The organism is Achromobacter arsenitoxydans SY8, from assembly GCF_000236785.1.
GTDB classification, from domain to species: domain Bacteria; phylum Pseudomonadota; class Gammaproteobacteria; order Burkholderiales; family Burkholderiaceae_B; genus Achromobacter; species Achromobacter arsenitoxydans.
This window is the reverse complement of record NZ_AGUF01000028.1, coordinates 34,525-47,582: the sequence shown is the minus strand read 5'-3', so window position 1 is coordinate 47,582 and position 13,058 is coordinate 34,525. Positions and strand designations below refer to the sequence as shown.

At 64.1% G+C, this 13,058-nt stretch carries 13 protein-coding genes; 2 read left to right on the top strand and 11 right to left on the bottom strand.

Going from position 1 to position 13,058, the window contains the following annotated elements; translation table 11 throughout:
* Nucleotides 1-12: 12 nt before the first annotated feature.
* From pheS to KYC_RS05965, 5 genes are all read right to left on the bottom strand, one after another.
* Nucleotides 13-1,035, bottom strand: a complete 1,023-nt coding sequence (pheS, locus tag KYC_RS05985; RefSeq protein ID WP_043517683.1) for a phenylalanine--tRNA ligase subunit alpha — start codon at nt 1,033-1,035, stop codon at nt 13-15.
* A gap of 77 nt (nt 1,036-1,112) precedes the next feature.
* A complete protein-coding gene (rplT, locus tag KYC_RS05980; protein WP_006218741.1) occupies nt 1,113-1,472 on the bottom strand; it encodes a 50S ribosomal protein L20 in 360 nt (119 codons plus the stop codon).
* Between the two features lie 17 nt (nt 1,473-1,489).
* Nucleotides 1,490-1,687 carry a 50S ribosomal protein L35 gene (gene rpmI, locus KYC_RS05975; protein WP_008159912.1) on the bottom strand — a complete coding sequence of 66 codons (198 nt, stop codon included), beginning with the start codon at nt 1,685-1,687 and terminating at the stop codon, nt 1,490-1,492.
* A gap of 340 nt (nt 1,688-2,027) precedes the next feature.
* The gene (locus KYC_RS05970; RefSeq protein WP_043517681.1) at nt 2,028-3,554 is read right to left on the bottom strand and encodes a YifB family Mg chelatase-like AAA ATPase; all 1,527 of its coding nucleotides are present in this window, start codon (nt 3,552-3,554) and stop codon (nt 2,028-2,030) included.
* 123 nt (nt 3,555-3,677) lie between these two features.
* A complete protein-coding gene (locus KYC_RS05965; RefSeq protein ID WP_008159910.1) occupies nt 3,678-3,929 on the bottom strand; it encodes an accessory factor UbiK family protein in 252 nt (83 codons plus the stop codon).
* A gap of 678 nt (nt 3,930-4,607) precedes the next feature.
* On the opposite strand from KYC_RS05965, the gene KYC_RS05960 reads away from it, so the two are divergent.
* A complete protein-coding gene (locus KYC_RS05960) occupies nt 4,608-4,946 on the top strand; it encodes a P-II family nitrogen regulator (RefSeq protein ID WP_006218735.1) in 339 nt (112 codons plus the stop codon).
* 29 nt (nt 4,947-4,975) lie between these two features.
* A complete protein-coding gene (gene amt / locus KYC_RS05955) occupies nt 4,976-6,214 on the top strand; it encodes an ammonium transporter (RefSeq protein ID WP_008159909.1) in 1,239 nt (412 codons plus the stop codon).
* A gap of 182 nt (nt 6,215-6,396) precedes the next feature.
* Here the strand turns inward: amt and ptsP are convergent, their stop codons facing one another.
* The 6 genes from ptsP to thrS form a co-directional block, all read right to left on the bottom strand.
* A complete protein-coding gene (ptsP, locus tag KYC_RS05950) occupies nt 6,397-8,154 on the bottom strand; it encodes a phosphoenolpyruvate--protein phosphotransferase (protein ID WP_050814838.1) in 1,758 nt (585 codons plus the stop codon).
* A gap of 55 nt (nt 8,155-8,209) precedes the next feature.
* Entirely contained in the window at nt 8,210-8,479 is a 270-nt protein-coding gene (locus KYC_RS05945) for an HPr family phosphocarrier protein (RefSeq protein WP_006387993.1), read from the bottom strand.
* Between the two features lie 108 nt (nt 8,480-8,587).
* Nucleotides 8,588-8,989, bottom strand: coding sequence for a PTS sugar transporter subunit IIA (locus tag KYC_RS05940; RefSeq protein ID WP_008159907.1), 402 nt, complete (start codon nt 8,987-8,989; stop codon nt 8,588-8,590).
* 20 nt (nt 8,990-9,009) lie between these two features.
* Nucleotides 9,010-9,996 (bottom strand): glutathione synthase, encoded by a 987-nt coding sequence (gene gshB / locus KYC_RS05935; RefSeq protein WP_043517679.1) that lies wholly within the window; start codon nt 9,994-9,996, stop codon nt 9,010-9,012.
* A 165-nt stretch (nt 9,997-10,161) separates the two neighbouring features.
* Nucleotides 10,162-10,713 carry a translation initiation factor IF-3 gene (gene infC, locus KYC_RS05930; protein WP_076812461.1) on the bottom strand — a complete coding sequence of 184 codons (552 nt, stop codon included), beginning with the start codon at nt 10,711-10,713 and terminating at the stop codon, nt 10,162-10,164.
* 20 nt (nt 10,714-10,733) lie between these two features.
* Nucleotides 10,734-12,686 carry a threonine--tRNA ligase gene (thrS, locus tag KYC_RS05925; RefSeq protein ID WP_008159903.1) on the bottom strand — a complete coding sequence of 651 codons (1,953 nt, stop codon included), beginning with the start codon at nt 12,684-12,686 and terminating at the stop codon, nt 10,734-10,736.
* Nucleotides 12,687-13,058 lie beyond the last annotated feature (372 nt).

Below are 13,058 nucleotides of genomic sequence, written 5' to 3'. Positions count from 1 at the left end.
ATCAGCCGTCTGTTATTCGTTGAACTGGCGCAGGAAGCGCAAATCGCCTTCGTAGAACTGGCGCAGGTCGTTGACGCCGTAGCGCAGCATCGTCAGGCGCTCGAGGCCGGAGCCGAAGGCAAAGCCGATGTAGCGCTCGGGATCCAGCCCGAAGTTGCGCACCACCTGGGGATGCACCTGGCCGGAGCCGGAAATTTCCAGCCAGCGGCCGCGGTTCGGACCCGAGGTGAACATCATGTCGATCTCGGCGGACGGTTCCGTGAACGGGAAGAACGACGGACGGAAACGCACGACCAGATCGTCGCTTTCAAAGAAGCAGCGCAGGAAATCGGTGTACACGCCCTTCAGGTCGGCAAACGAGATGTCCTCGGCGATCCAGAGCCCTTCCACCTGGTGGAACATGGGCGAGTGCGTGGCGTCGCTGTCGACGCGATAGGTGCGCCCGGGCGCGATAACCTTGATGGGCGGCTTGTTCATGCGGGCGTAGCGCACCTGCATGGGGCTGGTGTGCGTGCGCAGCAGCAGCGGCAGGCCGTCCGCGTCGTTCATGTCGACGTAGAACGTGTCCTGCATGGAACGCGCCGGATGGTCCAGCGGGTTGTTCAAAGCGGTGAAATTAGTCCAGTCGTTTTCCACTTCGGGGCCGTCGGCCACATCGAAGCCTATGGAGCGGAAGATTTCTTCCACGCGTTCCCAGGTCCGGATTACCGGATGGATGCCGCCCGGCGCGCGACCGCGGCCCGGGAGGGTGACGTCAATGGTTTCGGATGCCAGACGGGCATCCAGCTCCGCCTGCGCCAGCGCTGCGCGGCGCGTGTTCAGGAGCTCTTCGATCTTTTGCTTGGCCTGATTGATCCGCGCACCCGCTTCGCGCTTTTGCTCGGGATCGAGCTTGCCCAGGCCTTTCAGCAGCACCGTCAGTGCGCCTTCCTTGCCAAGGAAGCGAGCCTTTGCGTTCTCAAGCGCGGCGGCGTCTGAAGCCGCTGCGAACCGTTCTTGCGCCTGGGATACCAGGTCATCAACCAATCGAGTCATGAAATCCAGCCTTCAAAACGCAAACGGGGCTATTACAGCCCCGTTTGCAGCGATGCGCGATGAGTTAAAGCGCGCGATCAGGCAGCCAAGGCAGCCTTGGCTTGCTGCACGATGGCGGCAAAGCCGGCCTTGTCGCGCACGGCCAGATCGGCCAGGACCTTGCGGTCGAGTTCGATCGAAGCCTTCTTCAGGCCAGCGATGAACACGCTGTAGCTGACGCCATGCTCGCGGACGGCCGCGTTGATACGCGTGATCCACAGAGCGCGGAACGTGCGCTTCTTGTTGCGACGGTCGCGGTAGGCGTATTGGCCAGCGCGCATGACTGCTTGCTTGGCAATACGGAACACATTACCGCGGCGGCCACGGTAACCCTTGGCGGCGGCAATAACTTTCTTGTGACGTGCGCGGGCAGTTACGCCGCGTTTGACGCGAGGCATAGTAGATCTCCCTTATATCAAGCGAAAGGCATCATGGCCTTGACGGAGGCCACGTTGGAGTCATGAACCGCCGCAGAGCCGCGCAATTGACGCTTGGCCTTGGTGGTCTTCTTGGTCAGGATGTGACGCTTGAACGCCTGACCGCGCTTGATGGAGCCGCTGCCGCGAACCTTAAAGCGCTTGGAAGCGCTTTTCTTGGTTTTCATCTTGGGCATGATGATTCCCTAAACTAAAACACTCGTTGTTGATTTATATGACGCCAGGTGCTTGACGCGCGCTTTGGGTTCATACCTTGGGGTTCATACCCTGGGGTCAACCTTTCACGCGACGGCAAAACTTGTAGACCTGTTGCCACTTCTGGGGTACTGCACCCGCGCCTGAAAGCTGCCGAAGGATTCCCAACTGGCATCGACTCAAGGCGCAAGCTCTTCCCAGCCGGGGCAAAAAGACAGCCCTGATCCGGGAAAGCCTTTGATTATATGGTGATTTCCTGCCGTTTGTCGAGTCGACGGGCAAGACGCACGGGAGGCGACGTTGCGTCCCCATCCCCGGCAATCACACGCTGGGGCGCCGGTACTGCACCGCCTGCGCAACATGGCGGGCCGCCAGCCTGTCCTGGCCGTCCAGATCGGCGATTGTACGGGCCACCCGCAAGGCGCGATGCATCGCGCGGGCGGATCCCTTCAGGCGCCGCATGGCCTGCACCAGGAGCCCGCGGGCTTCGTCGTCCATGGCGCAGAATTCATCCAGTTCTGCCCCCGCCAGCCCCGCATTGGGCTTGCCCTGCCGTGCCTGCTGCCGGTCGCGGCATTGGATGACGCGCGCCCGGACTGCGTCTGAGGCTTCGCCCGGCGCGGCCGCCATCCAGTCCGGATCAGAGGGCGGCAAGGCCACATGCAGGTCGATGCGGTCCAGCAGGGGGCCGGATATCTTGGCGGCGTAACGGGCCACCTGATCGGGCGTGCAGGCGCATGCGCGGGCGGGATGCCCGCGCCAACCGCAGGGACAGGGATTCATGGCGGCCACCAACTGGAACCGGGCAGGAAACTGCGCGGCGTACAGGGCGCGGGCGATGACCACCCTGCCCGCTTCCAGGGGCTCGCGCAGCGCTTCCAATGCGCGGCGGCTGAATTCGGGCAGCTCATCCAAAAACAGCACCCCATGATGGGCCAGGCTGATTTCGCCCGGTCGAGGCCGCCCGCCTCCACCCACCAGGGCCGCCACCGAGGCGGAATGGTGCGGCGCCCGGAAAGGCGGCTGGCTGGCCAGGGCCTCGGGCAGGCCGGCCATCGCTGCCACCGCGGCCGCTTCCAGGGCCTGGCCGCGCGCCAGCGGCGGCAGCAAACCAGGCAGGCGGGCGGCCAGCATGGTCTTGCCCGCGCCGGGCGGCCCCATCATCAGCAGGCTGTGCCCGCCGGCCGCGGCGACCTCCAGCGCCCGCCGCGCGCCGGGCTGCCCCCGCACGTCGGACAGGCAGGGAGCGGGCGGCGCTTCCGGCCAGGGCCTGGGTATGGCGTTCGGCAACTGGCCCGCGCCGGCCGCGTGCGCCGCGACATCGGCAAGGCTGCGCGCCGACAACACCTGCAGCCCTGGAACCCAGGCCGCCTGCTCGGCGCTGCCTGCGGGCAGTATCAGGGTGGCGCCGGGCGCATCGCGCGCCACGCTCAATGCAATGACCAGCGGCGCGGCAACCGGCACCAGCGCGCCAGTCAGGGAGAGCTCGCCGGCCAGGACCATATCCGCCAGGGAGGCTCCAGGCGTAGACGGTTTGGCGTCTTCGGCAGCGGGCGGCGCCAGTTGTCCGGACGCCAACAGCAGCCCCAGGGCAATGGGCAGATCGAACCGCCCCGACTCCTTGGGCATGTCGGCGGGGGAAAGATTGACGGTGATGCGGCCGGCCGGGAACTCGAACCCGCTATTGATGATCGCCGCCCTGACCCTTTCGCGGCTTTCCCGGACCTCGGTATCGGCCAGACCCACCACATTGAAGCCCGGCAGCCCCGGCCCCAGGTGCGTCTCGACGCGGACCTCGTGGGCGTGCATGCCGCAAAGGGCCCTGCTGGCAAGAACGGCAAGCGTCACTGCGGCCTCCGGATCGGTTCGGGAGCCGCCAGTATCCGCAAAAAACAAACGGCCGCAGGCGCGGCCGTGACAAAAGCATCGCGCGCAAGCGCATCCGACGATGCGCGGCGCGGCTTCCCGTGCTTACTTGTCCAGCGCGGACAGGCGCGACTCCATCTGCTGCACCTGGGCGGCCAGTTGATCAACACGCGCCCGGGTGCGGGCAAGCAGGTCGGCCTGCACATCGAATTCTTCGCGCGTGACCAGATCCAGCTTGGAAAACGCCTGCGTCATCATGGCGCGCACGTTGCGCTCGACATCCGCGGCAGGACTGCGGGCGATCAGGTCGGAGATGTTCTTCTGGAGATCTTCCATCCATTGGGTGCGATTGTTCATATACAGCCTCTCGATGTTCTTGATGCCCCAAGTGTAGTGCGTCGACGCATATGTTTCAGAGCCTCGACGCAGGCATGTGCCAAAAAAAAGGGCGGGCCGCATGCGGTGACCGCCCTTCAAAGCACAGGAGAAAACCGGGCTGCCAGACGGCAACCCCCTACCAACACCTTTAGCCCTGCCGCTGCCCGATACCGGCAGCGCCTTGGCATCGCCCAATTGACCGATGCCCTGTTCATGAATCCGATTCTTCTCGAGCCCACCCAGACCAACAAGCTCATCCGTGTAAACCCTCGTATCACGGTCGCTCCCCAATTTGAGGACTTTTTGGACAGATACGGACCGTGTCGCAGTCCGCCTGCCGCCCCCGAAGCCGCAGCCAGCAACGCTGAGCGGCCAGCTGCGTACCGGACACGGGCGCCGGCGGGTGTCGCGCGGCAAGGCTGGCCGCGACCACCACTGCATCAATTCGCTACAAATGCTTGATGCGGAACATATTTCGTTGCACGCCTCGCCGCGCCCTGGGAGCGCACCAATTTGAGGCCGCTCTGCGGTGCATGCCGCACCAACATAGTGCCTGAACGCACAATTCTTGCGCCGTTCTGCGGCGCTGCAGGGTCTCCCCGACATGGCACGGATATTGCTTTAACCACGGTGCGTGCAACCATGAGAGGAAATGCCATGAAACTCATCATCGCCATCATCAAGCCCTTCAAGCTCGACGAGGTGCGGGTGGCTCTATCCGGAATCGGGGTCCAGGGCCTGACTGTGACTGAAGTAAAGGGATTTGGCCGCCAAAAAGGCCACACCGAGCTCTACCGCGGCGCCGAATACGCCGTCGACTTCCTGCCCAAGCTGCGGGTCGAAGCCGCGGTGCCCGACCACCTGGTCGACCAGGTCATCGAAGCGATCGAACAAGCCGCCCGTACCGGCAAGATCGGCGACGGCAAGATCTTCGCCGCCCCCCTGGAACAAGTGATCCGTATCAGAACGGGCGAAGCCGGCGAAGCTGCGCTGTAAACAAATAAAGACTCAATGGAGCCCTGAAAATGGATAAAGCAGATATCTCCTGGTTGCTCGTCTCTACCCTGCTTGTATTGATGATGGCCGTACCCGGTCTGGCGATGTTCTATGGCGGCCTGGTACGCAGCAAGAACGTGTTGTCCGTGTTGCTGCAAGTGCTGTGCACGTTCGTGCTGGGCCTGGTTCTCTGGTTCATCTATGGCTATTCCCTCGCGTTCACCGAGGGCAACGCCTTCTTCGGCGGCCTGTCGCGCGCCTTCTTCTCCGGCATGTTCAATCCGGCCGACGGCGCCTACGCCATGTCGAACACCCTGACCGAGCTGATGTTCGCCTCGTTCCAGGCCACGTTCGCCGGCATCACCTGCGCCCTGGTGGTCGGCAGCTTCGCCGAACGCGCACGCTTCTCGGGCGTTCTGGTATTCACGGTGATCTGGTTCACGTTCGCCTACGTGCCCATCGCCCACATGGTCTGGTTCGCGTCCGAAACGGCGCCGGGTCTGCTCAACGCCCAAGGCGCGCTGGACTTCGCCGGCGGCACCGTGGTGCACATCAACGCCGGCGTTGCCGGTCTGGTGGGCGCTTATGTGGTCGGCAAGCGCGTCGGCTATGGCCGCGAAGCGATGCAGCCGCACAACCTGCCGATGACGTTCGTGGGCGCCGCCCTGCTGTGGGTGGGCTGGTTCGGCTTCAACGCCGGCTCGGCGCTGGCCGCCAACGAGAACGCCACTCTGGCCTTCTTCAACACCATGATCGCCACCGCTGGCGCCGTGCTGGCCTGGCTCTTCACGGAATGGGCCATCAAGGGCAAGCCCTCGATGCTGGGCGCCGCTTCGGGCGCAGTTGCCGGCCTGGTCGGTATCACCCCCGCCGCCGGCCTGGTTGGCCCCGTGGGCGCACTGATCATCGGCGTGGTTGCCGGCGTGGTCTGCGTCTGGGGCGTGAATGGCCTGAAGCGCATGCTGCGCGCCGATGACGCGCTGGACGTGTTTGGCATCCACGGCGTGGGCGGCATTGTCGGCGCCCTGCTGACCGGCGTGTTCAACGCCCAAGTCCTCGGCGGCCCCGGCCTGGCCGAGCCCGGCATGATCGCCCACCAGCTTTGGGTGCAGCTCGAAGGCGTGCTGCTGACCATTGTCTGGTCCGGCGTGGTGGCCTGGATTGCCTACAAGATCGCCAACGCCCTGTGCGGCATGCGCGTGCCGGAAGACCAGGAACGCGAAGGCCTGGACGTCACGAGCCACGGCGAATCGGCCTACCATAGTTGACCCACCCCCGAGGCGCGTTCGCGCCTCCCCCTCAACGGGGCGCCGCACAGGGCCCGGCAAAGCCGGCTCCCTGGCGGCCCGGATCGGGGGGGGCAGCGATTGGGTGTGGAGTATGGAAAAAGCCCGGAACTTGCGATTCCGGGCTTTTTCCATTCCATGGCCTGGCGGCGCCGAAGCGCGTTTCAGGTCGGACCCAGCGCGTCCAGGTCCACGGGCAAGGCCCGGTTCAGGGCCGTCGCCACCTTGATGCGCAACGCGTTGGAATGCGCACGGCGGATTTCTCGCTTCACGTCCAGCAATTGCTGCGGGTGCATCGAGAATTCGGTCAGGCCCAGGCCCAGCAGCAGCCGGGTCATGCGCGAATCGCCCGCCATTTCACCGCAGACGGCGACCGGCTTGCCGGCCCGTTCGCCGGCATTGATGGTGTTGGCCACCAGCCGCAGCACGGCGGGATGCAGGGGGTCGTAGAGCGTCGCCACATCGTGGTCGCCGCGGTCGATCGCCAGGGTGTATTGGATCAGGTCATTGGTGCCGATGGACAGGAAATCCAGCGCCTGAGCGAAGGGCTCGATGGCGATGGCGATGGCAGGAACCTCGACCATCGCGCCAATTTCCATGTGCGGCGCATAGGCTTGCCCGCGAGCATCCAGTTCGCGCCGCGCGCACTCGATGGCCGCCTTGGTCGCCACGACCTCATGCATGTGGGCGATCATGGGGATCAGCAGCCGGACCGGCCCGTGCGCCGACGCCCGCAAGATCGCACGCAGTTGGGTCGCGAACATTTCCGGCCGGGCAAGGCAGTAACGGATGGCGCGCTGCCCCAGGGCGGGGTTGGTCGCCACGGTGGCCTCGCCATCCAGCGTCTTGTCCGAGCCGATGTCGAGCGTCCGGATCGTGACGGGCCTGCCGGCCATCACCTTGACGACAGACGCATAGGCTTCGTACTGCTCTTCTTCGCCCGGCAGGTCCGGCCGTCCCATGAACAGGAATTCGCTGCGGAACAGCCCGATGCCATGGGCGCCCGCCGCCAGCGCAAGCGCCGCCTCGTCGGGAAGTTCGATGTTGGCGTGCAGAACGACGTCGATGCCGTCCAGCGTAACGGACGGCTCGTCGCGCAACAGGCTCAGTTCCGCGCGCTCGTCCGCGTATGCGGCCTGGCGGCGCCGGTATTCCTGCAGGATGCGTTCGGACGGATTGACCACCACCGCGCCTGCGCCGCCGTCGATGATGAGCATGTCGCCGTCACGGACGAGCTCTCGCACGTTGCCCATGGCGACCACCGCCGGCACACCCATGCTGCGCGCCACGATCGCGGTATGCGAAGTGGGGCCGCCCAGGTCGGTGACGAAGGCGGCAAAGCGCCCGCCGCGCAGACGCAGCATGTCCGCCGGAGAAATATCGTGCGCCACCACCACCAGCGCTTCATCGCCATCCATGTGGGACATGTCGGGCAGGATCGCCGACGTGCCGGCCAGGACGTGCAGCACCCGCTCGATGACCTGGCGCACATCGGCGCCGCGTTCGCGCAGGTACTCGTCTTCCATGGCGTCGAACTGCTGGCCCAGGATCTGGCCCTGAGTCGTCAGCGCCCATTCGGCGTTGTAGTGGCGTTCCGCGATCAGGGCGAGCGTCTGCTCCGCCAGCAGGGGATCGCCCAGCAGCAGGCTGTGCACGTTCAGCATGGCGCCAAGCTCGCGCGGCGCATCGGCCGGCAAGGTGTCGGCCAATTGCAGCAGTTCCTGTTGCGCGGACGCCAGCGCCGAGGTCAGGCGGCTGCTTTCGGCGGGTACGTCTTCCGGCAAAATGCGGTAGTGCGCCACCTCGAGGGCCGCGGCGCCCATGACGACCGCGCGCCCGATCGCGTAGCCCTTGGCGACGCCTTTTCCATATAGACAGACAACGGGGCTGGCAGAGCCAGCCCCGTTGCGGGCGTCCGCCATGGACGCGGGCGAACCCGTCCGAGCTGGGCTCGGGCTGGCCGCTACAGAAGATGTTCTATTCCTGCTCACCGAATTTGCTGTCGAAGAGGGTTTCGATTTCGGAAAGCGCCTGTTCGGCATCGCTGCCCGAGGCCTCGAGTTTGACCGTCACACCCAGCCCAGCGGCGAGCATCATGACGCCCATGATGCTTTTGGCGTTCACGCGCTGCGCGCCGCGTGAAATGAAGATTTCGCTGGAAAACTTGCTTGCGAGCTGGGTCAGCTTGGCGGCGGCCCGGGCATGCAGGCCCAGTTTGTTGCTGATGACAATGTCTGTATTAGGCATAGGAAATTTTATGACCGCGGCCTACGCCGCAGTGTTGATCGCAGCCAATCGTCGAACCGATCTTCGGCCTGAAATGATAGCCGACATAATAGGGCAATTCCCTGCCCGTCAGTCTACACGCAAGACGCCCTGCACCCCTCCGGCCAGGGCTTTTTCGCGCGTCTCAGCCAAAGGCAGGTTGCGGTACGTCAACGCGCGCAGCAGCATCGGCGTGTTCAATCCGGCCAGCACGCAGCACTGGATGCCCTGGGCCTGGGCGTCCGCGACTGCGCGCTTCGAGATATTGGCCGGCGTGGCGCCGATCAGGTCCGTCAGCACCAGCACGCCACCGCCGTGGTCTTGTTCCAGGATGTCCTTCAGGACAGCCGGAGCCTGATCGTCGGGCTGGTCCTCGGGCTGAATATCGTGGATGGCCAGCATGCCGTCGAGGTTGCCCATGACGTGGCTGGCGCATTCGCGCATGGCAGCGCCCAGGGGCGCGTGCACGACGATCACAATACCCGTGGTCATGTCAGGCGTTCCGGCACAGATCAGGCCGCTACCGCGCCGGCCGCCGCGGGTTTGACCGCAACGGCTTTTTCCAGCGCCTGGACGAACATGCCCGCGACATCGAAACCGGTTTGCTCGGCGATTTCCACGAAACAGGTGGGGCTGGTGACGTTGACCTCGGTGACGTAGTCGCCGATGACGTCAAGGCCGACCAGCAGCAATCCGCGGGCAGCCAGCTTGGGAGCCACGGCCTCGGCGATCTCGCGGTCACGGGGCGACAGTTCCTGCGCCACGCCGCGCCCGCCAGCCGCCAGGTTGCCGCGCGTTTCGCCGGCCAGCGGAATGCGGGCCAGCGAATACGGCACCGGTTCGCCGCCGATCAGCAGAATGCGCTTGTCGCCCTTGACGATGTCGGCGATGTAACGCTGCGCCATGATGGTGCGCGCGCCATTGTCGGTCAGGGTTTCCAGGATGGCGTTCAGGTTGGGATCCTTGGGCTGCAGGCGGAAGACGCCCGTGCCGCCCATGCCGTCGAGCGGCTTGACGATCACGTCCTGGTGGGTGTCGTGGAAGGCCTTGAGGCGGGCCATGTTGCGCGTCACGAGCGTAGGCGCCGTGAATTCGCTGATTTCGGTGATGGCGAGCTTTTCGGGATGGTTGCGGATGGCCGCGCCGCCGTTGAACACGCGGGCGCCCTGCGCCTCGGCGTACTCGAGCAGGTGCGTGGAATACACGTATTCCATGTCGAACGGCGGATCCTTGCGCATCACGACCGCGCCAAAGTCGGCCAGCGGCAGGTCGCGCGCGGCGGACTCGCGCCACCAGGCATGGCCGTGCAGATCGGCGTCGGCAACCAGTTCGATCGGCGTGGTCGTGGCCTTGACCGTGCCGGCCTCGATATAGAGGTCGCCCTGCATGGCCACGCTGAGCGTATGGCCGCGCGCCACCAAGGCGCGCATCATGGCGACGGAACTGTCCTTGTAGGCCTTGAGCAGCGGCAAAGGATCCAAAACGAACAAAACATGCATCGCGACACCCTGAACGGACGCCGCCTCCCCTCGCGGGAAGGCGGCTTGACTTTATGACATCGTAGCCCAGAGCCGCCCAATAAGCGAACCCGCCGGTCACGAGGCGGACACGGCGGGTCGCGGTATTGGAAGGCCGAGCCTTGCCTTAAGTGGTACGGCCGGCGCTCAGGCCGCCGATTCGGGCTTGCCCGCGGGCACGGCCTTCTTCTTGGGGGCCAGCACCATGACCATCTGACGGCCTTCGAGCTTCGGCATGGCTTCGACCTGGGCAAGCTCCAGGAGATCGTCGCGCACACGCTCAAGCACCCGCATACCCAGCTCCTGGTGAGCCATTTCGCGGCCGCGGAAGCGCAGCGTCACCTTGGCCTTGTCGCCTTCTTCGAGGAAGCGGCGCAGGTTGCGCAGCTTGACCTGGTAGTCGCCCTCGTCGGTGGCCGGACGGAATTTGACTTCCTTGACCTGGATGACCTTCTGCTTGGACCGGGCTTCGGCCTGGCGCTTCTGCTCTTGGTACTTGAACTTGCCGTAGTCCATCAAACGGCAGACCGGCGGCTCGGCGTTCGGCGCGATTTCCACCAGATCCACGTCGTTTTGCTCGGAAAGACGGAATGCGTCGGCGATCTTGACGATGCCCAGCTGTTCTCCGTCCAGACCTATCAGGCGCACCTCGGGGACGCGGATTTCACCGTTGATGCGATTGGCTTTTTCAGTGGCGATGTTGAAAGCTCCTAGAAATGTTAAGCAGCGCTGCTATCAGGTTGATTGACGTCGCGACGGGTGGCTACGTCCTCGGAGAGTCGCGCGACGAAGTCGTCGTATGCGATGGCGCCAAGGTCCAGTCCACCCAGTCCGCGTACGGCTACGGTGCCGTTCTGCTTCTCCTTGTCGCCGACGACAAGAATGTACGGCACCTTTTGCAGGCTGTGCTCCCGAATTTTACGAGTGATTTTTTCACCGCGCAAATCGGACTCTACTCTAAAGCCTTGTTTTTTCAGGCTTTGCGTGATTTCTGCCGCATAATCGGCCGAAGGTTCGGAAATGCAGCATACGACAGCCTGCACCGGAGCCAGCCACGGAGGCATCGCGCCGGCGTGGTTTTCGATCAGCATGCCGATAAACCGCTCCAGGGAACCCAGGATGGCCCGGTGCAGCATGACCGGGGGACGGCGCTGGTCGTTCTGGTCCACGTATTCGGCGCCCAGGCGCACGGGCATGGAAAAGTCCACCTGGATCGTGCCGCACTGCCAATGGCGCCCGATGGCGTCCTTCAGCGTGTATTCCACCTTCGGGCCGTAGAAGGCGCCCTCTCCCGGGGAGATCTCGAATTCGCAGCCGGTGCGGCGCAGGCTTTCCATCAGGGCGGCCTCGGCCGTATCCCAGACTTCGTCCGTGCCGATGCGTTTTTCGGGACGGGTGGCGACCTTGTACAGGACTTCGGTGAAGCCGAAGTCGCGGTAGACCTTCTGCAGCAGCGCGGTGAAATCGGCGCACTCGTCCTGGAGCTGTTCTTCGGTACAGAAAATGTGGCCGTCGTCCTGGGTGAAGCCGCGCACGCGCATCATGCCGTGCAGCGAACCCGAGGGCTCGTTGCGGTGGCACTGGCCGAATTCGCCATAGCGCAGGGGCAGTTCGCGATAGGAATGCAGGCCGGCGTTGAAGATCTGCACGTGGCCCGGGCAGTTCATCGGCTTCAGGCCGTAAACGCGGTTCTCGGATTCCGTCGTGAACATGTTTTCACGGTAGTTATCCCAGTGGCCCGTCTTTTTCCAGAGCGAGATATCGAGGATCTGCGGCGCCTTGACTTCCTGGTAGCCGTTGTCGCGGTAGACGGAGCGCATGTACTGCTCCACCTGCTGCCACAGGGCCCAGCCCTTGGGATGCCAGAAAATCAGGCCCGGCGCCTCGTCCTGGAAGTGGAACAGGTCGAGTTCGCGGCCGATCTTGCGGTGATCGCGGCGTTCGGCCTCTTCCAGCATGTGCAGGTAGGCTTCCTGTTCTTCCTTGGTGGCCCAGGCGGTGCCGTAGATGCGCTGAAGCATCTCGTTCTTGCTGTCGCCCCGCCAGTAGGCGCCCGCCACCTTCATCAGCTTGAAGACCTTCAGCTTGCCCGTGGACGGCACGTGCGGGCCGCGGCACAGGTCGATGAAGTCGCCTTCGCGATACAGGCTGAGCGGTTCGTTGGACGGGATCGAGGCGATGATTTCCGCCTTGTACTTTTCGCCGATGCCCTTGAAGAATTCGACGGCGTCGTCGCGCGACCATTCTTCGCGCGTGACGACTTCGTCTTTCTTGGCCAGTTCGGCCATCTTCTTTTCGATGGCGGCCAGGTCTTCAGGCGTGAAGGGGCGCTTGTACGAAAAGTCGTAGTAGAAGCCGTTGTCGATCACGGGGCCGATGGTGACCTGGGCGTCGGGAAACAGCTCTTTGACCGCGTAAGCCAGCAAATGCGCCGTGGAATGGCGGATCAGATCCAGGCCGTCCGCGTCCTTGGCGGTCACGATTGCCAGGCGGGCATCGCCCTCGATGCGGAAACTGGTGTCGACGAGCTTGGAATCCGCGCCTTCAAACGTCACGCGGCCGCCCAGGGCAGCCTTCGCCAGGCCCGTACCGATAGATTGCGCCACTTCGGCGACCGTTACCGGCCCCGGAAATTGGCGCTGCGAACCATCGGGCAATGTGATCTGTACCATCGGGAGTGCTTCCTGGGGTTCTTGGAACTGAAAAATCGAAAAACAGAAACGAAAAACGCGGCCTCAAAGCCGCGTTTATTTGATTGTCTTGATGAGTCCTACCGCTGACCTGACACGGTGAAACCCGACGCACGAAAAACTAACGCGACATAGGGCGAAAGTTCCGGGTCGTAGTTCGTGCAAGCGGGAAAAGCATGGTTGGTAGGCCTGTTGGTGCGCGGCCGGTGCGGCGCGGATCAATATGCTGCAAGACAACGGCAGCAAGTTAAGCTGCATATATCGTTGCCGATTGTAGCACCCTTTGCTCCCTTTCCGTAGCGAAAACGCCACGGTGGCGCGCCCTGGGAGACCCGGCGCCGGACCTGGTGTTTG

Bases quoted from the DNA above. Each gene is read 5' to 3' on its own strand.
- thrS (WP_008159903.1), bottom strand. From the start codon at position 12,686: ATGGTACAGATCACATTGCCCGATGGTTCGCAGCGCCAATTTCCGGGG.
- gshB (WP_043517679.1), bottom strand. From the start codon at position 9,996: ATGCATGTTTTGTTCGTTTTGGATCCTTTGCCGCTGCTCAAGGCCTAC.
- rplT (WP_006218741.1), bottom strand. From the start codon at position 1,472: ATGCCTCGCGTCAAACGCGGCGTAACTGCCCGCGCACGTCACAAGAAA.
- ptsP (WP_050814838.1), bottom strand. From the start codon at position 8,154: ATGGCGGACGCCCGCAACGGGGCTGGCTCTGCCAGCCCCGTTGTCTGT.
- KYC_RS05945 (WP_006387993.1), bottom strand. From the start codon at position 8,479: ATGCCTAATACAGACATTGTCATCAGCAACAAACTGGGCCTGCATGCC.
- rpmI (WP_008159912.1), bottom strand. From the start codon at position 1,687: ATGCCCAAGATGAAAACCAAGAAAAGCGCTTCCAAGCGCTTTAAGGTT.
- KYC_RS05965 (WP_008159910.1), bottom strand. From the start codon at position 3,929: ATGAACAATCGCACCCAATGGATGGAAGATCTCCAGAAGAACATCTCC.
- KYC_RS05960 (WP_006218735.1), top strand. From the start codon at position 4,608: ATGAAACTCATCATCGCCATCATCAAGCCCTTCAAGCTCGACGAGGTG.
- amt (WP_008159909.1), top strand. From the start codon at position 4,976: ATGGATAAAGCAGATATCTCCTGGTTGCTCGTCTCTACCCTGCTTGTA.
- KYC_RS05940 (WP_008159907.1), bottom strand. From the start codon at position 8,989: ATGACCACGGGTATTGTGATCGTCGTGCACGCGCCCCTGGGCGCTGCC.
- pheS (WP_043517683.1), bottom strand. From the start codon at position 1,035: ATGACTCGATTGGTTGATGACCTGGTATCCCAGGCGCAAGAACGGTTC.